Annotated in this window: 21 protein-coding genes; 14 read left to right on the forward strand and 7 right to left on the reverse strand. The window is 63.2% G+C overall.

Annotation, left to right across the window (positions count from 1 at the left end; translation table 11 throughout):
- Nucleotides 1-11: 11 nt before the first annotated feature.
- Nucleotides 12-197, reverse strand: coding sequence for a hypothetical protein (locus NKJ40_RS21530; protein ID WP_352467783.1), 186 nt, complete (start codon nucleotides 195-197; stop codon nucleotides 12-14).
- Between the two features lie 108 nt (nucleotides 198-305).
- Here NKJ40_RS21530 and gcvA (NKJ40_RS21535) point away from each other — a divergent pair, with 108 nt between their 5' ends.
- The 9 genes from gcvA (NKJ40_RS21535) to NKJ40_RS21575 all read left to right on the forward strand — a co-directional run bounded on the left by gcvA (NKJ40_RS21535) (nucleotide 306) and on the right by NKJ40_RS21575 (nucleotide 10,230).
- On the forward strand, nucleotides 306-1,217 hold the full coding sequence (gcvA, locus tag NKJ40_RS21535; RefSeq protein WP_292662413.1) for a transcriptional regulator GcvA: 912 nt from the start codon (nucleotides 306-308) through the stop codon (nucleotides 1,215-1,217).
- Nucleotides 1,218-1,438: 221 nt separating this feature from the next.
- Complete coding sequence (locus NKJ40_RS21540) at nucleotides 1,439-2,749, forward strand: ABC transporter substrate-binding protein (protein WP_352467784.1); 1,311 nt, start codon at nucleotides 1,439-1,441, stop codon at nucleotides 2,747-2,749.
- Between the two features lie 116 nt (nucleotides 2,750-2,865).
- Complete coding sequence (locus tag NKJ40_RS21545) at nucleotides 2,866-3,738, forward strand: carbohydrate ABC transporter permease (protein WP_031195183.1); 873 nt, start codon at nucleotides 2,866-2,868, stop codon at nucleotides 3,736-3,738.
- An 11-nt stretch (nucleotides 3,739-3,749) separates the two neighbouring features.
- Nucleotides 3,750-4,574, forward strand: coding sequence for a carbohydrate ABC transporter permease (locus NKJ40_RS21550; protein WP_292662404.1), 825 nt, complete (start codon nucleotides 3,750-3,752; stop codon nucleotides 4,572-4,574).
- Nucleotides 4,575-4,625: 51 nt separating this feature from the next.
- Complete coding sequence (locus tag NKJ40_RS21555) at nucleotides 4,626-5,630, forward strand: ABC transporter ATP-binding protein (protein WP_352467785.1); 1,005 nt, start codon at nucleotides 4,626-4,628, stop codon at nucleotides 5,628-5,630.
- Complete coding sequence (locus tag NKJ40_RS21560) at nucleotides 5,627-6,397, forward strand: L-iditol 2-dehydrogenase (protein WP_292662398.1); 771 nt, start codon at nucleotides 5,627-5,629, stop codon at nucleotides 6,395-6,397. The genes NKJ40_RS21555 and NKJ40_RS21560 overlap by 4 nt, the downstream gene beginning before the upstream one ends.
- A 72-nt stretch (nucleotides 6,398-6,469) precedes the next feature.
- On the forward strand, nucleotides 6,470-7,948 hold the full coding sequence (locus NKJ40_RS21565; RefSeq protein ID WP_352467786.1) for a mannitol dehydrogenase family protein: 1,479 nt from the start codon (nucleotides 6,470-6,472) through the stop codon (nucleotides 7,946-7,948).
- A gap of 15 nt (nucleotides 7,949-7,963) precedes the next feature.
- Nucleotides 7,964-8,647: an HAD family hydrolase gene (locus NKJ40_RS21570; RefSeq protein ID WP_352467787.1), complete on the forward strand. Its 684-nt coding sequence runs from the start codon at nucleotides 7,964-7,966 to the stop codon at nucleotides 8,645-8,647.
- On the forward strand, nucleotides 8,644-10,230 hold the full coding sequence (locus NKJ40_RS21575; RefSeq protein ID WP_352467788.1) for an FGGY-family carbohydrate kinase: 1,587 nt from the start codon (nucleotides 8,644-8,646) through the stop codon (nucleotides 10,228-10,230). The genes NKJ40_RS21570 and NKJ40_RS21575 overlap by 4 nt, the downstream gene beginning before the upstream one ends.
- Before the next feature lie 14 nt (nucleotides 10,231-10,244).
- On the opposite strand, the gene NKJ40_RS21580 is transcribed toward NKJ40_RS21575, so the two are convergent.
- Nucleotides 10,245-10,826: a histidine phosphatase family protein gene (locus NKJ40_RS21580; protein WP_352467829.1), complete on the reverse strand. Its 582-nt coding sequence runs from the start codon at nucleotides 10,824-10,826 to the stop codon at nucleotides 10,245-10,247.
- Nucleotides 10,827-11,054: 228 nt separating this feature from the next.
- On the opposite strand from NKJ40_RS21580, the gene NKJ40_RS21585 reads away from it, so the two are divergent.
- On the forward strand, nucleotides 11,055-12,458 hold the full coding sequence (locus NKJ40_RS21585) for an MATE family efflux transporter (RefSeq protein WP_352467789.1): 1,404 nt from the start codon (nucleotides 11,055-11,057) through the stop codon (nucleotides 12,456-12,458).
- A gap of 277 nt (nucleotides 12,459-12,735) precedes the next feature.
- On the opposite strand, the gene NKJ40_RS21590 is transcribed toward NKJ40_RS21585, so the two are convergent.
- From NKJ40_RS21590 to speB, 5 genes are all read right to left on the reverse strand, one after another.
- Nucleotides 12,736-13,968: a serine hydrolase domain-containing protein gene (locus NKJ40_RS21590; RefSeq protein ID WP_352467790.1), complete on the reverse strand. Its 1,233-nt coding sequence runs from the start codon at nucleotides 13,966-13,968 to the stop codon at nucleotides 12,736-12,738.
- Nucleotides 13,969-14,221: 253 nt separating this feature from the next.
- Nucleotides 14,222-14,869, reverse strand: a complete 648-nt coding sequence (locus NKJ40_RS21595) for an amino acid ABC transporter permease (protein WP_352467791.1) — start codon at nucleotides 14,867-14,869, stop codon at nucleotides 14,222-14,224.
- Entirely contained in the window at nucleotides 14,866-15,534 is a 669-nt protein-coding gene (locus NKJ40_RS21600) for an amino acid ABC transporter permease (RefSeq protein WP_292662374.1), read from the reverse strand. The genes NKJ40_RS21595 and NKJ40_RS21600 overlap by 4 nt, the downstream gene beginning before the upstream one ends.
- 6 nt (nucleotides 15,535-15,540) lie before the next feature.
- Nucleotides 15,541-16,350, reverse strand: a complete 810-nt coding sequence (locus tag NKJ40_RS21605) for a transporter substrate-binding domain-containing protein (protein ID WP_352467792.1) — start codon at nucleotides 16,348-16,350, stop codon at nucleotides 15,541-15,543.
- A 137-nt stretch (nucleotides 16,351-16,487) separates the two neighbouring features.
- Nucleotides 16,488-17,549, reverse strand: coding sequence for an agmatinase (speB, locus tag NKJ40_RS21610; RefSeq protein WP_352467793.1), 1,062 nt, complete (start codon nucleotides 17,547-17,549; stop codon nucleotides 16,488-16,490).
- Between the two features lie 183 nt (nucleotides 17,550-17,732).
- On the opposite strand from speB, the gene gcvA (NKJ40_RS21615) reads away from it, so the two are divergent.
- From gcvA (NKJ40_RS21615) to NKJ40_RS21630, 4 genes are all read left to right on the forward strand, one after another.
- Entirely contained in the window at nucleotides 17,733-18,707 is a 975-nt protein-coding gene (gene gcvA / locus NKJ40_RS21615) for a transcriptional regulator GcvA (protein WP_352467794.1), read from the forward strand.
- A gap of 194 nt (nucleotides 18,708-18,901) precedes the next feature.
- The gene (gene pncB, locus NKJ40_RS21620; protein WP_352467795.1) at nucleotides 18,902-20,206 is read left to right on the forward strand and encodes a nicotinate phosphoribosyltransferase; all 1,305 of its coding nucleotides are present in this window, start codon (nucleotides 18,902-18,904) and stop codon (nucleotides 20,204-20,206) included.
- Nucleotides 20,207-20,377: 171 nt separating this feature from the next.
- A complete protein-coding gene (locus tag NKJ40_RS21625) occupies nucleotides 20,378-21,814 on the forward strand; it encodes a hypothetical protein (RefSeq protein WP_352467796.1) in 1,437 nt (478 codons plus the stop codon).
- A 163-nt stretch (nucleotides 21,815-21,977) separates the two neighbouring features.
- A complete protein-coding gene (locus NKJ40_RS21630; protein WP_352467797.1) occupies nucleotides 21,978-23,282 on the forward strand; it encodes an ABC transporter substrate-binding protein in 1,305 nt (434 codons plus the stop codon).
- Nucleotides 23,283-23,333: the final 51 nt, after the last annotated feature.

Raw genomic sequence — 23,333 nt, forward strand, 5'->3', positions numbered from 1 at the left:
AACGAGCGACACTACTGGCGACGTCCGCAAGGATCATTGCCGTCGAGGAAGCCCATGTCGCGCTGCAGATGCGGCGGCAGTTCCCGGACGTCGAGATAGGCCCGTTTCCGCGCCGCGTGCCTTGCCAATCCCTGCGCCAGCCGTGAAAACCAGCCGTGGGCTGGAGCAAGAAGCAGCTTTTCCTGTATCGTGGTCATGATCGTCAGCCTTCACTATCTAGGCGTAATTGATCTTCAACACGGAATATCGGTAGGACCGGCCGGTGCCGCCAATCAAACGTCGATCACTGCCCATAAGGAGGGCTTATGCCGGAGCTCAATTCACGACAGCTGGTTTCGCAGCTTCCTCCGCTTCAGGCGATCCGGGTATTCGAGGCAGTGGCGCGGCATCTCTCCTTCACCAAGGCTGCCCAGGAGCTTGGCATGACGCAGGCGGCCGCAAGCTATCAGATCAAGCTTCTGGAGGAGCGCATCGGCGCGCCTCTGTTCCTGCGCCAGCCAAAACAGATCGTGCTGACCGAACCCGGCCAACGCCTGGCGCCCGCGGTCAGCGAAGCATTCGCGCTGTTGAGCGGCGCCTATGCCGCCGCGCGCACTGGCGCCGATGGCGTGCTTTGCGTTTCGACGCTGCTGACCTTTGCCTCCAATTGGCTGGCGCAGCATCTCGGTTCGTTCCAGGTCGCGCATCCGTCGCTGGCGGTGCGCGTCGATACTTCGAACAGGGTTGTCGACTTTGCCAGAGAGGATATCGACATCGCCATCCGCTCCGGTGGCGGTAACTGGCCGGGCGTCGAGACCCATATGCTTTTCAGGGCCGATTTCACGCCGGTTCTCAGCCCAAAGCTCGCGGCCAGCATCGGCGGCGTCAAGGAGCCGGCCGACCTGCTGCGGCTGCCGATCCTCGACCCGGGCGACATCTGGTGGCGGGACTGGTTTGCCGCCGCCGGCCTGCCGGTCGAGGAACTGGCCAAGCGCCCCGGCACCAGCATGGGCGCGCAGGCCTATGAGGCCAATGCCGCGATTGCCGGCCACGGCGTGGCGATCGTTACCAAGGCGCTGTTCAAGACCGAACTTGCCGACGGCCGCCTGATCCAGCCCTTCGATCTTGTTGGCGACGACGGCCATGCGTATTGGCTGGTCTATCCGACGGCGCGGCGCAACGTGCCGAAGATCCGCGCCTTCCGCGATTGGATCCTGAGCGAGATCGCTTGCCAATAGGCTGAATCCCAGCCACCCGGACAGCAAAGCTCCGGCTTTTGGCGGCGCGATGAGCCCGACCGAACCCCTCTCACACATCCCGCGAGTGGCCCAGGCTTGCCGCTGCACGAGACCGGCGTGCTGCGCTGCAGCAACGAATCCGTCTTGACATAATTCACCGCAAGTGAGTAATTGCTCACAGCCAAGGCAAATGCTCATCTTGGTTTATGGGAGGAATTTTGATGAAACTTCGCACGTTCACCCTAGGCCTGTTCTCGGCCAGCGCGCTTGCGTTCGCCGCTCATGCCGAATCCATCACCATCGCCACGGTCAACAATGGCGACATGGTCCGCATGCAGAAGCTGACCGACGACTTCACCGCAACGAATCCCGACATTCAGCTGCAGTGGGTTACGCTCGAGGAAAATGTCCTGCGCGAGCGCGTCACCACCGACATCGCCACCAAGGGTGGCCAGTACGACGTGATGACCATCGGCACCTACGAGGTGCCGATCTGGGCCAAGCAGAGCTGGCTCTTGCCTCTCGACAAGCTCGGCGACGATTACGACGTCAAGGACATCATCCCGGCCATAGCCGGCGGCCTGTCGGTCGACGGCAAGCTCTACGCAGCGCCGTTCTACGGCGAAAGCTCCTTCGTCATGTACCGCAAAGATCTGATGGAAAAGGCCGGGCTCAAGATGCCCGATGCACCGACCTGGGACTTCATCAAGCAGGCCGCCGACAAGATGACCGACCGCGCCAACGGCGTGAACGGCGTCTGCCTGCGCGGCAAGGCAGGCTGGGGCGAGAACATGGCCTTCCTGACCGCCATGTCGAATTCGTTCGGCGCGCGCTGGTTCGACGAGAACTGGAAGCCGCAATTCGACCAGCCCGAATGGAAGAACACGCTGCAATTCTATGTCGACCTGATGAAGGCCGACGGCCCCGAGGGCGCGTCGTCCAACGGCTTCAACGAAAACCTGGCGCTGTTCCAGCAGGGCAAATGCGGCATGTGGATCGACGCCACCGTCGCTGCCTCCTTCGTCTCCGACCCGAAGAACTCCACCGTCGCCGACAAGGTCGGCTATGCGCTGGCGCCGGACAATGGCCTCGGCAAGCGCGGCAATTGGCTGTGGGCATGGTCGCTGGCCATCCCCGCCGGCACCCAGAAGGCCGACGCCGCTCAAAAGTTCGTATCCTGGGCTACCAGCAAGCATTATGCCGAGCTCGTCGCCTCGAAGGAAGGCTGGGCCAACGTTCCGCCGGGAACGCGCTCCTCGCTCTATGCCAATCCCGAGTACCAGAAGGCAGCGCCGTTCGCCAAGATGACGCTGGACTCGATCAACTCCGCCGATCCGACGCACCCAACCGTCAAGCCGGTGCCTTATGTCGGCGTCCAGTTCGTCGCCATTCCTGAGTTCCAGGGTCTCGGCACCACCGTCGGCCAGCTCTTCTCAGCGGCACTTGCCGGCCAGTCGAGCGTCGACGATGCCTTGAAGCAGGCGCAGGATGCCGCCACCGCGACGATGACCGAGGGTGGTTACATCAAGTAAGGCTCCTCCCAGTGCCGGTTGCCAATAGCAATCGGCACCGGCCGCCCGAATCCCAGTTCGGGCGGCCAGCTTTCACACCGCTGAAAAAACTTGGCTGACCTCGAAGGGTGACCGTCATGGCTACTCAGCAGACCCGTTCGCTTGCCCGTTTCATGATGGCGCCATCCGTGGTGCTGCTGCTGGTTTGGATGATTGTGCCGCTGGCATTCACGCTGTGGTTCTCCTTCCAGCAGTACAATCCGCTCAATCCGATGCGCGACGGCTTCGTCGGCTTTTCGAACTACGCGCTGTTCTATTCCAACCCGGCATTCCTGCAGTCGATCCTCAACACGCTCACCATCGTCGTCAGCGTGCTTTTGATCACGGTGATTGGCGGTATCCTGCTGGCCCTTCTGCTCGATCAGCCGATGTGGGGACAGGGCATCGTCCGCATCCTCGTCATCTCGCCGTTCTTCGTCATGCCGCCGGTGGCAGCACTGGTCTGGAAGAACATGATCATGCACCCGCAATACGGTGTCTTCGCCGATATTGCGCGCTTCTTCGGCGGGCAGCCGATCGACTGGTTCGGGCAGCACCCGCTCCTGGCGATCATCATCATCGTTGCCTGGCAGTGGCTGCCGTTTGCGACGCTGATCCTGTTGACCGCGCTTCAGTCGCTCGACGGCGAGCAGAAGGAAGCCGCCGAAATGGACGGTGCCGGCTTCATCAGCCGCTTCATTTATTTGACGCTGCCGCATATGTCGCGCGCCATAACCGTCGTCATCCTGATCCAGACGATCTTCCTTCTCTCGGTCTATGCCGAGATCCTCGTCACCACCAATGGCGGCCCGGGTTATGCCTCCACCAACCTGCCCTTCCTCGTCTACCAGAAGGCATTGCTGGAGTTCAAAATCGGCCAGGCGTCCGCCGGCGGCATCATCGCAGTCATTCTCGCCAACATCGTCGCCTTCTTCGCCATGCGCGCCGTCGGCAAGAACTTGGACAAATAAGGGAGGCTAAGATGGCACGTGCAGTCACCACCCAGCACAAGACGATTGCGACCGCGGCCGCCTGGATCGTCGCGCTGCTGATCTTCTTCCCGATCCTCTATACGATCATCACCTCGTTCAAGTCGGAGCAGGAGGCCATCCAGGGCTTCAACCTGTTCCCGTCGGGAACCACGGAGAGCTATTCCGAGGTCCAGGCGCAGAACGGCTATTTCAAGTTCTTCCTGAACTCGGTGTTCCTGTCGGTCGGTTCGACCGTCCTGGCTCTGCTCGTCGCTATACCGGCGGCATGGTCGATGGCGTTTTCGCCAGGCAAACGCACCAAGGACATCCTGATGTGGATGCTTTCCACCAAGATGATGCCTGCCGTCGCCGTGCTGTTTCCGATCTATCTGATCTTCCGCGATACCGGACTGCTCGACAGCCGCATCGGCCTGATGGTCATGCTGATGCTGATCAACCTGCCGATCGTGGTCTGGATGCTCTACACCTATTTCCGCGAGATCCCGGGCGAGATCCTGGAAGCGGCGCGCATGGACGGCGCATCGCTGTGGAACGAGATCATTTACGTGCTGACGCCGATGGCGGTGCCGGGCATCGCCTCGACCATGCTGCTCAACATCATTCTCGCCTGGAACGAGGCGTTCTGGACGATTCGGCTGACCACCACCGAGGCCGCGCCGCTCACCGCGTTCATCAGCTCCTTCTCAAGCCCGCAAGGGCTGTTCTGGGCCAAGCTTTCGGCCGCCTCGACGCTGGCGATCGCGCCGATCCTGATCATGGGCTGGTTCAGCCAGAAGCAGCTGGTCCGCGGCCTGACATTTGGGGCAGTAAAGTAACGGAAACTGCCTGACGCAAAACGACGAAATAGCCCTTCGGGGGAGGAAATCATGGGAAACATCACGCTCAAGAACGTCTCCAAATCCTTCGGGGCGACATCCATCATTCCCGGTCTCGACCTGGTCATCGAGAACGGCGAGTTCGTCGTCTTCGTCGGCCCGTCAGGCTGCGGCAAGTCAACGCTGTTGCGTCTGATCGCTGGCCTGGAGGATACCAGCGGCGGCACCATCAATATCGATGGCCGCGACGTCACCGGTGAGGCGCCGGCCAAGCGCAAGCTGGCCATGGTGTTCCAGTCCTATGCGCTCTACCCGCACATGACGGTGGCCAAGAACATCGCTTTCCCGCTGAAGATGGCGGGCGAGGACAAAGCCACCATCGACAAGAAGGTGAAGGACGCCGCCCGCATCTTGAACCTCACCAACTACCTCGACCGCCGCCCCGGTCAGCTCTCCGGCGGCCAGCGGCAGCGCGTCGCCATCGGCCGCGCCATCGTGCGCCAACCTTCGGCCTTCCTGTTCGACGAGCCTTTGTCCAATCTCGACGCGGCGCTGCGCGGCACCATGCGGCTGGAGATCAGCGAGCTGCACCACCAGCTCAAGACAACCATGGTCTACGTCACCCACGACCAGATCGAGGCGATGACCATGGCCGACAAGATCGTCGTGCTCAATGCCGGCAATATCGAGCAGGTCGGCTCGCCGATGGAGCTCTACAAGACGCCGAAGAACCTGTTCGTCGCCGGTTTCATAGGTTCGCCGAAGATGAACCTGATCGAAGGCGCGCCGGCCGCCAAATATGGCGCCAACACAGTCGGCATCCGCCCGGAGCATATGAACATCTCGAAGACGTCAGGTGACTGGAAGGCGACGGTCGGCGTTGCCGAGCATCTCGGCTCCGACACGTTCTTGCACGTCCAGGCGGATGGTGTCGGGCCGCTGACGGTGCGCGCCGACGGCGAGCTGGCCGCCCATCACGGCGACACGATCTACCTGACGCCGGACAAGACCAAGCTGCATCGTTTCGGCACCGATGGGAAGGCGATGCTGCAATGAGGCTCGGAGGTAAATCGGCGCTGATTACCGGATCGGCGCGCGGCATCGGCAGGGCGTTTGCCGAAGCCTACATGCGGGAGGGGGCGACGGTCGCGATTGGCGACATCAATCTCGAAGCCGCCGAGAAGACGGCTTCGGAAATCGGCCACAACGCCTACGCGGTAAAGCTGGACGTCACCGATCTCGCGTCTATCGATGCGGCCGTCAAGGCGGTCGAAGCCAGGGCCGGCGGCCTCGATATCTTGATCAACAATGCTGCCCTGTTCGACCTGGCGCCGATCGTCGAGATCACCAAGACAAGCTACGACAAATTGTTTTCGGTCAACGTCGCCGGCACGTTGTTTACGTTGCAGGCCGCCGCCCGTTCGATGATTGCCCGCGGCAAGGGCGGCAAGATCATCAACATGGCAAGCCAGGCCGGGCGCCGCGGCGAGGCGCTGGTCGCCGTCTACTGCGCCACCAAGGCGGCGGTCATCTCGCTCACCCAGTCGGCAGGGCTCGACCTGATCAAACACCGCATCAACGTCAATGCCATCGCCCCGGGTGTCGTCGACGGCGAGCACTGGGACCATGTCGATGCCTTGTTCGCCAAGTTCGAGAACCGGCCGAGGGGCGAGAAGAAGAGGCTGGTCGGCGAAGCCGTGCCTTATGGCCGCATGGGCACGGCGCAAGACCTCACCGGCATGGCGGTGTTCCTGGCCAGCGACGAGGCCGAATACATCGTTGCCCAGACCTATAATGTCGATGGCGGCCAGTGGATGAGTTGAGGGGGGTGAAGGCGCTCTTCTCCCCGTCTCCTCCACGGGGGGAAGAGCCGTCCCGCTAAAGGGTAAAAACAGATGTCCGTGAAACTCTCTTCTTCCAACCTCGCTACGCTGCCGCCCAAGGTCGCCGGCCCGAAATACGATCGCGCCACGCTCAAGGCCGGGATCGTGCATTTCGGCGTCGGCAATTTCCATCGCTCGCACCAGGCCGTCTATCTCGACGACCTGTTCAATTCGGGCGTCGGCCACGACTGGGCCATTGTTGGCGCCGGCGTCTTCGAGGGCGAGAAGGTCGGCCGCGGCAAGCTGCAGGAGCAGGACTGGCTGACCACCGTAGTCGAGCAGGATAGCGGCCATATGAGCGCGCGCGTCACCGGCGTCATGATCGATTTCCTGATGCCTGGCGACGCGATCGCAATCGTCGAGCAGCTCGCCGATCCGGCGATCAAGATCGTTTCCCTGACCATCACCGAGGGCGGCTATTTCATCGATCCGGCTTCCGGCGTCTTCAATCCGACACATCCCGACATCGTTGCCGACGCTGAGCCGGGGGCGACACCGAAGACCGTCTTCGGCCTCATCCTCGCCGGGCTGCTGCGCCGCCGCGCCGATGGCATCGTGCCCTTCACAATCATGTCCTGCGACAACATCCCCCATAACGGCCACGTCACCTCGGACGGCGTCGTCGGCCTTGCCCGGCTGATCGACGAGGATCTGGCAAAATGGGTGAGCGAGAACGTTGCCTTTCCCAATGGCATGGTCGATCGCATCACGCCGGCCACCACCGACCGCGAGCGTGGCATTCTCGCCAGCGAGTTCGGCCTCGACGACAATTGGCCGGTGTTTTGCGAACCGTTCAAGCAATGGGTGCTGGAGGACCGTTTCACCGACGGCCGTCCGCCGCTGGAAAAGGTCGGCGTGCAGTTCGTCAGCGACGTCGCGCCCTATGAACTGATGAAGATCCGCATCCTCAATGGCGGCCATGCGACCATCGCCTATCCGGCCGGGCTGATGGACATCCATTTCGTCCATGAGGCGATGCAGGAGCCGCTGGTACGCGGCTTCCTCGACAAGCTCGAGCATGACGAGATCATCCCGACCGTGCCGCCGGTTCCGGACACCGACCTCGAAGATTACTACCAGCTTATCGAGCACCGCTTCTCCAATCCGAAGATCGGCGACACCATACGCCGGCTTTGCCTCGACGGCTCCAACCGCCAGCCGAAATTCATCATTCCGACCATCGCCGACCGGCTGAAGGCCGGCAAAAGCGTCACCGGCCTGGCGCTGGAATCTGCGCTCTGGTGTCGCTACTGCTTCGGCACGACGGATTCCGGTGCCGTCACCGAGCCCAACGACCCGAACTGGGGCCGGCTGCAGGCGACGGCCAAGGCGGCCAGGGACATGCCTGCCGCCTGGCTTGCCATGGAAGACATCTATGGCGATGTCGGCCGCTCGCGGCCGTTCGCCGAAGCGTTCGCCCATGCGCTCAAATCGCTGTGGGCGGACGGCGCGCGCGCGACACTGACGCGCTATCTCGCCGGCGACCTCTGAAGCCGATCCAGCGCGATGACGCCTGAACTGGTCATTTTCGACTGTGACGGCGTGCTGGTGGACAGTGAGATGCTGTCCGTCTCGGCATTGCTGGAGATGATCGCGCTTGCCGGCGGCAACGTCAGCGAGGACATTGCCTACGAGCGCTTCCTCGGCAAGAGCATGAAGAGCGTCCGCGAAATCCTCGCAAGCGACTTCGGGCTCGATCTGACCGACCAGCATCTGACCGAGATGCGCTCCGAACTGATGCGCAAGTTCCGCGAGCAGCTGAAACCGATGCCAGGCATCGCACAGGTCCTGCCGAAGCTCGGCGTGCCGTGCTGCGTCGCCTCCTCCGGCACGCTGGAGCGGATCCGCTATGCGCTCCAGGTTACGGGGTTGCTTGGGCTGCTGGAGCCGCATTTGTTCAGCGCTGCCATGGTGGCGCGGGGCAAACCGGCGCCCGATCTCTTTCTCCATGCAGCCGATAAAATGAGAGCGGCCCCACGAAACTGCCTCGTCGTCGAGGACAGCCCGGCCGGCATCGAAGCGGCGCGGGCGGCCGGCATGCGCGTCCTTGCCTTCACCGGCGGCTCGCACACCGGCAACCCGGCACTGAAAGCGCGGCTTGCGTCGAGTGAGCCGGACTTTATATTCGCTGACATGCTGCAATTGCCCGATCTGATTGCAGGCCTGGGAGCGAGAGCAAGAACACCTTGACCAACAGTTTCGTTTGCGCGGTCGATGTCGGCACCGGAAGCGCCCGTGCCGGCATTCTCGACACCGCTGGCGCCTTGCTCGGCCGCGCCGAGCACCCGATCGCCATGCAACAGCCGAAGGCCGATCACGCCGAGCACGATTCGCAGGATATATGGTCGGCGGTGTGCATGGCCGTCCGCGCTGCCCGCGAAAAGGCGGGCGTGCGGGCCGAGGATATCGTCGGCATCTCCTTTGACGCCACCTGCTCGCTGGTGGTGCGGGACCGGCATGGCGGCCAGCTCAGCGTGTCCGTCACTGGTGAAAGGCGCTGGGACACCATCGTCTGGCTCGACCATCGCGCCATTGCCGAGGCCGACGAATGCACCGAAAGCGGCCATGCCGTGCTCGACTATATCGGCGGCGTCATGTCGCCGGAAATGGAGACGCCCAAGCTGATGTGGCTGAAGCGCAACCTACCCGGAACATGGAACGAAGCCGGCTACCTATTCGACCTCACCGACTTCCTCACTTGGAAGGCGACCGGCTCTCTCGCCCGTTCACAATGCACGCTGACCGCCAAATGGACCTATCTGGCCCATGAAGAGACCGGCTGGCGGCGCGACTTCTTCGAAGCGGTCGGGCTCGGCGACCTTTTCGAGCACGGCAATCTGCCGGGAAAGGCAAGCCCGGTCGGTGCCGATATCGGTCCGCTCGGCGCACAAGCCGCGGCGGAGCTTGGCCTTACCGAAAAATGCCGGGTCGGCGCCGGCGTCATCGATGCCTATGCCGGCGCGCTTGGCGTGCTCGGCGGCTTCGCCGGTGACGCGAAGGACATCGGCCGCCATCTGGCCCTGATCGCCGGCACGTCGAGTTGCGTCATGGCGATGTCGCCCGACCCGCAGCCTTTCGCCGGTGTCTGGGGGCCGTATTATGGCGCCGCCCTTCCCGGTCTGTGGCTGTCGGAAGGCGGCCAGTCGGCCACCGGCGCGCTGCTCGATCACATCATCCGCTGGCACGGCGCCGGCGGCGAACCGGATGCCGCCATGCATGCCAGGATCGCCCGCCGCGTCGCCGAGCTGCGCGCCGCCGAAGGAGACAACCTCGCCGCCAGGCTGCACGTGCTGCCCGATTTTCACGGCAACCGTTCGCCGCTCGCCGACCCGCATGCCGTCGGCGTCATCAGCGGGCTGACGCTGGATTCCTCCTTCGACAGCCTGTGCAAGCTCTACTGGCGCACCGCCGTCAGCATCGCGCTTGGCGTCCGCCATGTGCTGGAAGCGCTGAACGAAAACGGCTATCTGATCGACACGCTGCACGTCACCGGCGGCCACACCAAGAACCCGCTGTTGATGGAGCTCTATGCCGACGCCACCGGCTGCACGGTGGTCGAGCCGCTGGCGGACGAGGCGGTACTGCTCGGCACCGGCATGATTGCTGCCACCGCCGCCAGGCTCTTTCCCGACTTGAACGCTGCCTGCGTCGCCATGCAGCAGGGCGGCAGGACGCGCGAGCCCAATCCGGCGGCGACCGGCCGGTTCGATCGCGACTATCGCGTGTTTCTCGAGATGCACCGGCAAAGGCGGGCGCTGGACGCGATCCGATAGACCGGGATCGGCCGCTAGCTCTGGTTCCAGCGCCGGACGACCGGCTCGTCAAGATCGTGCTCATAACCGAGCACGCTCACGCTGGCGGTATCCAGCACGAAAAGCGCGCCGTCTTGCGGCGGCAGGCCAAGCCAGCGTGCGGCCAGCACCCGCAGGAAATGCGAGCTTGAGAAGATTAGGACGTTGCTGCCGGCCTCGCGCAACTGGCTGACGATCCGGTCCGCCCTAGAGCCGACATCCACGGCGGACTCGCCACGCGGGCAGCCGTCGCGAAAAAGCCGCCAGCCGGGACGCTCGGCGAGGATTTGCTTGGTGGTCAATCCCTCATAGGCACCATAATCCCACTCCGCCAGATCGTCCTTCTTCACGCCTGACGAGCCGAAGCCGGCCAGCGCACAGGTGTTGAAGGCGCGCTGCGACGGGCTCGACCACACCGCCGAGAAGGACAGGCCCTTTAGACGCTCAGTGACCCGCCTCGCCGCGTCCTCGCCGGCCGGCGTCAGCGGTATGTCGGTCCGGCCGGTATGTTTTCCGGACGCACTCCATTCCGTCTCGCCATGCCGAACCAGATAGATTTCGGGAAACGCGCTCATCAGGCTGCCTTTCAAAGGAATCCGCCGTGACCATAGCGGCTTCCATAGCCTCTCCAATAGCCTGCGTTGAGCAGACTGGCTTAACCCTTCCGCAGGTCAGCCTCTTGCCACCGGTGCCCATTTGATAGACAAACCCGCCGTAATGCGGAATCCGGCCGATCATGGCCGTTTCCGCGCTGAGACGCGGCTTCCGGCTCTTGCCGACGTGCCGCAATCGGATAGGCGGAAAAAATGTCTGCGATCGAAGCCGACGCTCGCGCGCCGGAAAACCTTTGGCGTCGGGAAATCAGGGCGATGCTGGCGCTTGCCTGGCCGATGGTGCTGACCAATCTCGGCCAGACCGCGATGACCGCTACCGACGTCATGATGATGGGGCGGCTGGGGCCGGACACGCTGGCCAGCGGTGCGCTTGGTGCCAACCTCTACTTCATGCCGCTCATCTTCGGGCTCGGCCTGATGCTGGCGACCTCGCCGATGATGGCTACCGAGCTCGGCCGTCGCCGCCACTCGGTGCGCGACCTGCGCCGCACCGTGCGCCAGGGCCTGTGGCTGGCGATCCTCATCTGCCTTCCGATCTGGGTCCTTCTCTGGCACGGCGAGAGCGTGTTGCTGGCCATGGGCCAGGAGCCGGCGCTGGCGCACCAGGCCGGCATCTATCTGCGCTGGCTCGAATGGGCGGTGCTGCCCTTTTTCGGCTACATCGTCCTGCGCTCGTTTATTTCGGCGCTGGAGCGGCCGGGCTGGGCACTGATCATCGTTTTCGTTGCCGTCGCCTGCAACGCCTTTTTCAACTGGCTGTTCATGTTCGGCAATCTCGGCATCCAATCGATGGGCATCGCCGGCTCCGGCCTTGCCACGACTCTGTCCAGCACACTTATGTTCGCCGGCATGGCGGCGGTGGTGATGCTTGAGAAGAAATTCCGGCGCTATCGTCTGTTCGGACGCTTCTGGCGCGCTGACTGGCCGCGCTTCAAGGGCCTGCTGCGGCTCGGCCTGCCGATCGCCGGCCTGCTGGCCTTCGAGGTGACGATCTTCAACGCGGCGGCCTTTCTCATGGGCCTGATCGATGCGGCTTCGCTTGCCGCCCATGCGATCGCCATCCAGATCGCCTCGATCACCTTCATGGTGCCGCTCGGCCTCAACCAGGCCGTGACGGTGCGCGTCGGACTTGCCCACGGCTCCGGCAATCCGGAAGGTGTCAGCCGGGCTGGCTGGACCGCCTATGTCGTCGGTGTCTCCTTCATGGCGCTGATGGGGCTGGTGATGATCCTGTGGCCGCATCTCCTGATCGGCGCCTTCATCGACCTGGGCAATCCGGCGAATGCCGAGGTGGTGGCGCTTGCCGTGTCGTTCCTCGCCTTTGCCGCGCTGTTCCAGGTTTTTGACGGTGCGCAGGCGGTCGCCAGCGGCATGCTGCGTGGCCTGCACGACACCAAGGTGCCGATGATCTATGCCGCGATCGGCTATTGGGGCATCGGCCTGCCGCTCGGCGTACTGCTGGCCTTCCGTTTCGGCTTCAATGGCGTCGGCATCTGGATCGGCCTGTCGTCGGGACTGGCGGTGGTGGCGGCGCTCTTGCTGGGGCGCTGGCTGCGGCGCGACCGTATAGCGCCGCCTCTGGTGTTTGGGCGTTGAATTCGGATGGGCGCCGGTTGTCCGGTGGTCATCATCTCCTGACATTGTGGCTGATTAACCGACGCCTCCAGATCGGCGCACGAAACGTCCGATAAGGGCCCATGAGCGGACGCTTGGCACCGAGGCAACGAACGTCTCAATATGGGCCGCAAGGGGACAGGCAGCTTCAGGCTGCGGTTCCTCAAGAGCGGACATTCAGGTTGCGCGGGCATCGTCTCGACCACGGCCCAAGCCTGCCAAGCGCAAAGTTGCTCCGCGCAGTTTCTGTTGACGTGTCTTAGGTCCCCGTCAATGCGCCATGGACGAGTGCGCGCAGCTCTTTGCGCACCGGAATGGCACTCGAAGGCAGCAGTTGCGTGAAGAGAATGACAACCAGGTCGTCGACCGGACTCACCCAGAAGAAGGTGCCTGCCGCCCCGCCCCAGCCATAGTCGCCCACTTGCGCCGAAATTTGTGCCTTGGCCGGATCGAGGACGACCGAGCCCAACAGACCGAACCCGACGCCGTCAAACTGGGTTTCGGCCCAAACTTCGGTTGCCATCGAGGCAAGATCTCCCGGTAGGTGATTGCACGCCGCCAATCTCAAAGTGCGGGGACTGAGGATGCGTTCGCCGTTGAGTTCACCTCCAGCCCGCAGCATTTCGGTGAACCGCCAATAGTCGTCGATGGTTCCGACGAGCCCGCCTCCACCGCAGAACGTATCAACCTTGCCTTGCCGCCACGCCGAAACCTGCGGCGCTTCGTGCAATGCCATGCCGCCAGCTGTAGCCTCATAGAGCGGGGGAAAACGGCCGATCTCAGCCTCCGGTACAGAGAAGCCGGTGTCGGTCATGCCGAGGGGCTCGAAGATCCGCGTCGCGAAGTACTTGTCGAGCGTCACTCCAGAAACGACTTCCACGATGCGGCCGATGACATCGGACCCGGTGCTGTATTGCCATTTCGTGCCCGGCTCCCATTCCAATGGCAGCTCGGCTATCCTGCGCACCATCTTGTCGAGCCCACCGTAAGCAAGGGCGAGGCCGAGTTTTTCCTTGGCATAAGCTTCACCGAGCAGTCGAGGGTTCGTGAAAAGGCTTAGGCCGGATGTGTGAGTCAGCAGATGGTGGATCGTCATCTTCGTTTTGACGGGCACCGTTTGGTCGAGCGACGTTGCGCCCGGTATCAGAACTTGCCTATTTTTGAATTCCGGCAGGTAAGCTTCGACCGGATCGTCGAGATGCAGGCGCGCCTCCTCGTACAGCATCATCAGCGCGACGGCGGTGACAGGCTTGGTCATCGAGTAGATGCGGGCGATGAGGTCGCGCTGCCAAGGCCGCTTGGCTTCGACGTCTGAGTGCCCGGCGCAGTCGAAAAAGGCGAGTTCTCCATGGCGCGCGATGAGCACCGCACCGCCCGGCCAGCGCCCGGTGTCGGCATATCGCTGCATCCACCGCTTCAGTCGCGCCAGCCGCGCCTTGTCGAAGCCGAGGTCCGCAGGATCACGAATCGGTTCGCTACCAAATTGACTCATCGCGCAAATGCCTGTCGCAAACGAAGGCCCTTTGGACAATCCTGCGCTCTCCCCGCATTATTGACAATAGTCGCCTGCTTGACCTCCAGTGAAGCTGCAGACGACGTCTGCTCTCAGGAATCCCAAATGCGGTCCCCTTCGGCAGACTTGCTGCGCAAAGCAGTCATGCGCGCCTTCACCTTTGAGAGTCTGCTCGGGGTCAAAGCTGACGAAGTCTAACGTCGTCAAATGACCCAAACAAAATGCGCCCGGCTCAGCGGGCCGCCGCCCGCTGCTCGAGCGAACGTGCGTATTGCGTCAGCGGAAAGCACATGACGAAGAAGATCAGCGCTACCAGCCCATAGACTTTGAACGGTTCAAAGGTTGCATTGTTGATCGCGTTGGATGTCCTCACCAGCTCCTCGAAACCGATGATCGAGGTCAGCGCGGTCGACTTGATCAGCTGCACCAGGAAGCCGACGGTCGGCGCTCGCGTGATCGAAAACGCCTGCGGCAGGATGATCAGCCTCAGTTCCTGCAGATAGTGCAGGCCGAGGCTGGCGCCGGCGTCCCATTGGCCGCGCGGCAGTGCATCGACGCCGCTGCGCCAGATCTCGGCCAGATAGGCGCTGGCGAAGAAGGTCAGGCCAAGCACCGCCGCGGTCCACGGCTCGATGCGCAGGCCCAGCATCGGCAAGCCGAAGAACATCAGGAACAGCTGCATCAGCAGCGGCGTGCCCTGGAAAAGCGCGATGTAGCCGGAGGCAAGCCGCCGCGCCCATTTATTCTTGGCGATCCGGAAGAACAGCACGATCATGCCGACCACGGCGCCGCCGACAAAGGCGGCCAACGACAAGAGCACCGTCCAGCGCGCCGCCAGCAGCAGGTTGCGCAGAATGTCCCAGAAGGTGAATTCGATCATGACACGCCGGCTCCAAGAAGCCGGCGCCCGCCGCCGACCAGCAGCCGGCGCAGCCCAATCGACAGGATGAGATAGACCATCGTCACCACGAAATAGGTCTCGAAAGCCCGGAACGTGCGTGCCTGCAGCATGTCGGCTTCATAGGTCAGCTCGCGCACCGCGATCTGCGACACCACTGCGGATTCCAGCATCATGATCACGATCTGGCTGGTCAGCGCCGGATAGATCACCTTGAGCGCTTGCGGCAGCACGATCTTGATGAAGACCTGGCGCGGCCTGAGACCAAGCGCCAGTGCCGCTTCCGTCTGCCCGGGCGGCACCGCGTCGAGCCCGGCGCCGACGATCTCGATCGTGTAGGCCGCCATGTTGAGCGTCATCGCCAACATGGCTGCCAGCACCGGATCGAGCCTGACGCCGATGCTGGGCAGCCCGAAGAAGATGAAGAACAGCTGCACCAGGAAAGGCGTGTTGCGGATCACCTCGACATAGACGCCGATCGCCCGCTTGAGCAGGAGCGGACCGTTCCGCCGCCCTGCCGCGCCGAGGATGCTGAGCAACGTTCCCGCCAGCGTGGTCACGGCGATCAACAGGATCGTCGTGGCCGCGCCGCGCGCGATCGCCCCTGTCGCCCCGGCAAGCCAGCCGAAGTCGAGGCTATAGGTCACCGGCCGTCAATCCTTGAGATTGGCGGGATCGAGCGGTGTCTTCAGCCAGGCCTTCGAGCTTTCGTCCAGTTTGCCGTCGGCCAGCATCTTGGCAACCGCATCATTGACCGCTTGCTTGAGGCGGTCTTCCTTCTTGTTGAGGCCAATATGCGAGGGCGAGGTGAGAAGCTGGAATTTTTGCTCCGGCTTCAGCGCCTCCTGACGGGCGAGCACCTGGGCGCCGACATCGTTGCCGACCACCATCAGCTGGGTCTGGCCCGAAATGAAGGCCTGGATGACGGAATTGTAGTTGTCGAAACGGCGGATGTCGGCCGAGGCGGGTGCCGCCTCGGTCAACGAGGTGTCCTCCAGCGTGCCGCGATTGACAGCGATCGACTTGTCGGCGAGGTCTTCCTTGCCTTTGACCGCAAGTGCTGCGGGGCCGATGACTGCGATGTAATAGGGCGCGTAGGCGGCGGCGAAATCGATCACCTGCTCACGCTCCTTGGAGTAGCCGACGCTCATCAGCAAGTCGACACGCTTGTCGGTAAGATACGGAATGCGGTTCTGGCCGGTCACGCTGACCAGATTGAGCTTGACCTTGAGCTGGTCGGCGATGGATTGCGCCACGTCGATGTCGTAGCCCTTGATGCTCATATCGGCGCTGGCCGAGGAGAAAGGCGGGAAGTCGGAAAAGATGCCGACATTGATCGCGCCGGCCTTGGCGATGTCGTCGATCGCGTCGGCATTGGCGGCCTGGGTGGTGAAACCAAGGCCGGTCGCGCCGAGCATCAGCACGGCGGCGATAGATGATTTGAGTTTCATGTGAAGTGTCATTTTTATTCCCCTGCTGGAAGCTTGTTTGTTTGAGTGCAACCGCCGGCTCCAGCGCGGCGGTCGCCTTTGGATTCTCTAGTGAACCATGATCGTCTCCGAAAACCGGTTCCCACTTTTCGGGATCATGGTCGAGCGTGTCAGCCCGCCTTGCCGGTGATTGCCGGGCTGAAGACCATCAGGCTGAGGATCTCGAACAGCACCTGCGCGCCGGCGTGCGCCGTGTTGGTGGTCGCGTCGTACTGTGGTGCCACCTCGACGACGTCGCCGCCGACGATGTTGAGGCCCTTCAGGCCGCGCAGCAGCTCGAGCACTTCGCGCGTCGTCAGCCCGCCGACTTCCGGTGTGCCGGTGCCCGGCGCGAAGGCCGGATCGACGCTGTCTATGTCGAAGGAGACATAGGTCGGGCCGTCGCCAACTATCCTGCGCGCCTTCTCGATAATGGCGGGAATGGCGAGGCCGGTCACCTCTTCGGCATGCACGACGGTCATGCCGGACTCATAGGTGAACTCCCACAGATATTCGGCCGAGCCGCGAATGCCGATCTGGATGGTGCGGCTCGGGTCGAGCACGCCGTCCAGCACCGCGTTGCGGAACGGCCCGCCATGGTGGAACTTGGTCATGTCGAACAGGCCGCTGGTATCGCAGTGCGCGTCGATATGGATCATGCCCACCGGCGCCTTTTTGCCGACAGCCTTCAGGATCGGGTGGCTGATCGAATGATCGCCGCCGACAGATAAGGGCAGCACGCCGGCGTCGACGATCTGGTTGGTGCGGCGTTCGATGTCGTCATGGCTGGTCTCCAGCCGGTAGCGGCTCTGGAATGGCACGTCGCCGATGTCGGCGACCTTCAGCTCATGCGTCGGCGCGCATTCCAGCACATGATTGTAGGGGCCGATGCGCTCGATGGCGCGCAGCGCCCTTGGCCCGAAACGGGCGCCCGGCCGGTTGGTGACGCCCAGATCCATCGGCACACCGATCATCGCCACCTGAAGATCGCCGAAATCCGGATTGTCGGCGGCGATTTCACGATAGGGCGCCGCGAGGAAGGTCGGGATGCCGGAATAGGGCGCCAGCCGCGTGCCGCTCTTGGAGAAGATCTTGTCGGCGACACGCTGGAATTTCGGGTCGAACATTTCGCCGCCATGGCTCTCGCCGTATTTGCGGCGCAACGCTTCGAGCTTGCCGCGGTCGTAACCCATGTCGGTCCTCCATGGCTGGTGAAGCGCGCGGACGGCGGCCTCGATAGCCGCAGCCGTCGGCTGCCTGCAGCTTTCACGTCTTGATGCAATGCCTAGGCAAAGTGTCCTGTAGCTGCATTGAAAAATCAATTGATATTGTTAAGGTGTTTGTTGTGAGAAAATCTCACAGAGCTCAGGTTCCAAATGGCCAAGCGTTTGCCACCGCTCAACCCGCTGCGCGCCTTCGAGGCGACGGCGCGCCACGCCTCGCTGACCAAGGCGGCGGCTGAGCTCAACGTCACCCATGGCGCCATCAGTCATCAGATCAAGGCGCTCGAGCAATCATTGGGCGTCAAGCTGTTCGAGCGTGCCGGCCAGCGGGTGAAGCTGACGCCGCACGGCGCCGAATTGCTGCCGGCGGTGTCGACCGCCTTCGACGGCATTGCCGCCGCCACCCAGCGCATGACACGGCCGGCCAGCACCGGCGCGCTGTCGGTATCCTGCGTGCCGGCGCTGCTGTTGCTGTGGATGATCCCGCGGCTGGGCAGCTTCACTTCGCAATATCCGGATATCCGGCTGACGCTGATCCCATCCAATGATGCCAAGGACGTCCGCGCCCCGCATATCGATGTCTGCGTGCACTATGGTGACGGCAGCTGGACCGATTGCTGGATGCGCAAATGGTCGGGTCTCGAACTTTTCCCGGTGGTCAGCCCGACGCTGATCAACAACCGCCCGATCCGCACCGTCCGCGACCTTGCCGATCATGTCTTCCTGCACGGCGATGACGGCCGCGAATGGCACACCTGGCTGGCCGCCGCCGACGCGCTGGACCTCGAGCGCGGCCGCCGCCACCATCTTGGCGACGCGCGCATGGCGACCGAGGCGGCGGTTCACGGCCATGGCGTGGCGCTCGGCGATACGGTGACCGCGAGCGGACTGCTTGCCAGGGGCCTGCTTGTCGCGCCGTTCAGCCTTTCCGTGCCGGCGGTCGACGATTTCTATGTCGTCTGCCGCAACGAGATGCGGTCGGCGCCGATCGTGCAATTGTTCATCGACTGGCTGTTTGCCGAGAAAGAGCAGGCCGACCGCCGCGCCGATGCGCCGGTGGCGGGCCGCATCGGCACTCGCCGCAAGCGTCCAGCGCTCAAGGTGGTCGGCGCCAAGACCGCATCCTGAGATCGACACTGCCACGGGCGCCGCTTGCCGCAGCGGCTTCTTTTTGTCGGGCCAGCCCGCAAAGCGGGAGGCGCTTTCAAAAATTCGATGCTAAGAGCCATTTGGAGCAATTCCAGGAAAAGTGCGCAGCGGTTTTCCGTCCGGAATTGCGCTAGACAAAAAGGTAGAGCGAGCAGCGAAGGCGGCATTGAGCGATGGCAAAGACCGATATAGCGCGGCGCGTCTACAACCACACCTGGAAGCTCGACCCGATCGTCCGCAGCTTGCTCGACACCGATTTCTACAAGCTTCTGATGCTGCAGATGATCTGGGGCATGTATCCCAAGGTCGACACCACCTTCTCGCTGATCAACCGCACCACCTCGGTCCGCCTTGCCGAGGAGATCGACGAGACGGAGCTGCGCGAGCAACTCGACCATGCCCGTACGCTGCGCTTCTCGAAGAAAGAGATGATCTGGCTCGGCGGCAACACCTTTTATGGCCGCAAGCAGATCTTCGAACCGGAATTCCTCGCCTGGCTGGAAAATTTCCGGCTGCCCGAATACGAGCTTTCCAAGCGCGACGGCCAATACGAACTCGCCTTCAGCGGTCCGTGGATGTACACGACGCTGTGGGAGATCCCGGCGCTGGCAATTATCAATGAACTTCGATCTCGCGCGGCCATGCGGGCGTTCGGCCCGTTCGCGCTCGACGTGCTCTATGCCCGCGCCAAGGCCAAGATGTGGGCCAAGACCGAGCGGCTGAAGGCGCTGCCCGGCATCCGCATCTCGGATTTCGGCACCCGCCGCCGTCATTCTTTCCTGTGGCAGCGCTGGTGCGTCGAAGCGTTGAAGGAAGGCATCGGCGAGGCCTTCACCGGCACCTCGAACGTGCTGCTCGCCATGGACAACGACCTCGAAGCGCTCGGCACCAACGCGCATGAACTGCCGATGGTGTTCGCCGCGCTCACCAATTCGGAAAAGGAATTGAAACAGTCGCCCTATAAGGTGCTGCAGGACTGGCAGCGCTACTACGGCGGCAATTTGCTGATCGTGCTGCCGGATACCTTCGGCACCGCGGCGTTCCTGCGCGATGCGCCGGACTGGGTCGCCGACTGGACCGGGTTCCGCCCCGACAGCGCGCCGCCGATCGAGGGCGGCGAGAAGATCATTTCCTGGTGGCGCGAAAAGGGCAAGGACCCCAAGCAGAAGCTGCTCATCTTCTCCGACGGGCTTGAGGTCGAGACAATCGAGGAGACCTACCGCCACTTCCGCGGCAAGGTGCGCATGTCCTTCGGCTGGGGCACCAACCTGACCAACGACTTCGAAGGCTGTGCACCGACGGAGACCAACCGGCTCGACGCCATCTCGCTGGTCTGCAAGGTCACCGAAGCCAACGGCAGGCCGGCGGTCAAGCTTTCCGACAATCCGGCCAAGTCGACAGGCGACGAGAAAGAGATCGAGCGCTATTTGCGCATCTTCGGCCAGAAGGATCGCGTGGAGCAGTTGGTGAAGGTGTGAGGGTGTGGGGAACTCTTGCGTAGTATGAGTTCCTTCGCGCCCCCCTCTGTCCTACCGGACATCTCCCCCACGAGGGGGGAGATTGGCCATCACCCCCGCTTTCGCCAATCTTGCATTTTGCAAGAAAAGCGCCGACCCCACAGCCAGCCGATCTCCCCCCAAGTGGGGGAGATGTCCGGCAGGACAGAGGGGGGCGCCGTAGAGCGCTGTTGTTCGTCAGCCATTCCTGGCCTCGTCGCTTCCTTGGCTCTCCTGTCGCCCACGCCCGCCTTCGCTCATGCCTCCGACCGCGGCCACGTCCTGCTCCTTCCCACCGGCTACTACGTCGCCGGCGGCGCGCTCGCCGTTGCCGCCAGCTTCCTGATCCTGGCTCTACTCCCGCCGGACTCCCTCGACCGCTTCTGGCGCAAACGCCTACCGCTTTTCGCCTTCGGCGACGGCGCGCGGACTGCCGTCAGCCTGGTAGCCTTTGCCGGCTTTGCAATTCTTGTCGCGGCCGGCCTGTTCGGCAGCCGCGACCCACTTTCCAACCCGCTGCCGCTGACGATCTGGACGCTGCTTTGGGTTGGCCTGGCTCTGCTGCAGGGGCTCGCCGGCGATCTCTGGTCGTGGGCCAACCCGTGGTACGGGCCGTGCCGCATCGTCTCGGGCCAATCCGGCAGAACGCAGCCGCAGCTGCTCCCCCAGTGGCTCGGCTATTGGCCGGCTTTCGTGCTGTTCTTCGCCTTCGCCTGGTTCGAGCTGATCGACCCGGCGCCCGACGATCCGGCGCGGCTGGCCTGGGCCGCCGGCCTCTACTGGCTGCTGAGCTTTGCCGCCATGCAGGTCTTCGGCTACCGCGACTGGAGCCGCAGCGGTGAGTTCCTGACCGTATTCTTTTCCATGGTGGCGCGCTTCGCCATCGTCGAACGCAACGAGGACGGCCGGCTCAAACTCTGCTGGCCGGGCGCCAAGCTGCTTGGTGCCGCGCCGCTACCACTCAGCGGCGTCGCTTTCCTGCTGCTTGCGCTCTCGTCGGTGTCCTTCGACGGCCTGTCGAAAACCTTCTTCTGGCTAGGCTGGTTCGGCATCAATCCGCTGGAATTTCCTGGACGCACCGCTTTGATCCGCATCGGCAGTTTCGGCCTTGTGCTGAGCTTTGCCGTGCTTGCGGCCGTGTTCGCGCTCGCCGTCTTTCTTGGCCAGCACCTTGCCGGCAGCAAGCATTCGCTCGGTCACGCCGCCGGGCTTTTGGTCTGGTCGATTGTGCCGATCGCGCTCGCCTACCACTTCGCGCACTATCTGACGGCGCTGCTGGTCGACGGCCAATATGCGATTGCCGCTCTCTCCGACCCGCTTGCGCTGGGCTGGAACCTGTTCGGTACCGCCGACATGCCAATCGAAGCCGGCGTCGTCGCTGGCGCCGGCTCGGCTTGGTGGCTGTGGAACCTCCAGGCCGGCGTCATCATTGCCGGCCACATGCTTGCTGTGCTTGTCGCCCATGGCTTGGCCTGGCGGCTGCACCCCATTCCGGCTCGCGCCGCGCTCAGCCAATTCCCGCTCACCGTGCTGATGATCGCCTACACCGTCCTCGGCTTGTGGCTGCTTGCCACGCCGAGCGCCGGATGAACGAGGTGCGCGACGGCCGTCAATCGAACCTCGGGGAAAGCTCGCTTGCCACGTCAGAGCTTTGGTGATTTAGTTTGTACACATGCAATTTTCGGCCCTCTTAGCAAGAGCGGCCCGCCTCGCTACAGCCATTGGTCAAAGCTCAAAAACAAGGGGAACTGCCGTGACTGACAAGAATGGGTTTTTCGATCTCTCCAGATCCGCTCTCACCCGCCGCACGGCGCTGAAGGGCCTTGCCGCCGGCGCCGGTCTTGCCGTCGCGCCGGGTTTCGTGCGTTACAGCCAGGCGCAGAGCTCGGCGCCGATCAAGATCGGCTTCCAGTCGCACCGCACCGGCATCGGCGCCGCCTATGGCCGCTGGTACGAGAAGACCACGGCGGCTGCCGTCAAGGCGATCAACGATGCCGGCGGCATCAACGGCCGGCCGGTCGAGGTGATCATCGAGGATGACGGCACCGATCCCGGCCGGGGCGCCGAAGTCGTCGGCAAGTTCGCCTCCCAGCACAAGACCGACATCGTCTACGGCACGCTGTTTTCGCATGTCGTCATCGGCTCGGCGCCGGCCGCCGGAGAGGCCAAGATGCCCTATTTCGTCGTCAGCGAAGGCCACCACGTCGCCTCGACCAAGTTGAACCGCTACGTCTTCCAGCCCGGCATCACCGATGTGAAGAGCCAGATACAGTCGATGGCGCCGTGGATTGCCGCCAATGCCGGCAAGAAGGTGACGCAGATCTTCCCGGATTTCGCTTTCGGCTACGACCATCGCGACTACCTGCCGCCGGCGCTGAAGGCGCAAGGCGCCGAGGTTATCGCCCAGATCGCCATCCCGCCGACGGAATCCTCCTTCACCAAATATTTCCCGCAGATCCCCGCAGAGACCGAGGTGATCTACCACGTCATGGTCGGCCCGGCGGTGCTCACCTTCGTCAAGGAGCTCGGCGAGTTCTACGGCTCCAATCGGCCGCAGCTGTTCGGGTTCATCGATTCGCTCGAAGCCACCGACATCAACAGCCCCGGCCTCGAATTCCTCGACGGCAGCCATTTCTGGGAAGGTTCGCCGCGTTATGCGCAGCCCGATGACTCCCCTGCGCAGAAAGCCTACCGCGCCGCCGTCGGCATCGACGACAATGGTGCCGCCGTCGGCGATCCCAAGGACGTCTCCACCGCCGCACATATGTTCGGCTGCTGGGAAACGCTCTACGTCGTCAAGAAGGCGATGGAAGACGCCGGCTACAAGGGCCCGGAAGACCGCGCCAAGCTGGTCGAGGCGACCGAGGCGTTGACCGAGTTCGCCGAGGGGCCTGAGCATCCGCAGGGACCGAAAACCTTCAACGGCAAGATCCACCAGTGTTTTGGTATCCAGAACATCTCCAAAGTTGAAGGCGGCCGGCTGAATGTCGTCCACAAGACCAAGATCGAGGACGGCCTCTACGAGCCGGAAGGGGATTACACCACGCAGGCGCTGTGAGCTTGGCTGCTGCAGCAAGCGTGAGCGCCAAGACACCCCCCTCTGACCAGA

The sequence above is a fragment of the Mesorhizobium sp. M0119 genome, from assembly GCF_040322615.1.
Taxonomy (GTDB): Bacteria; Pseudomonadota; Alphaproteobacteria; order Rhizobiales; family Rhizobiaceae; genus Mesorhizobium.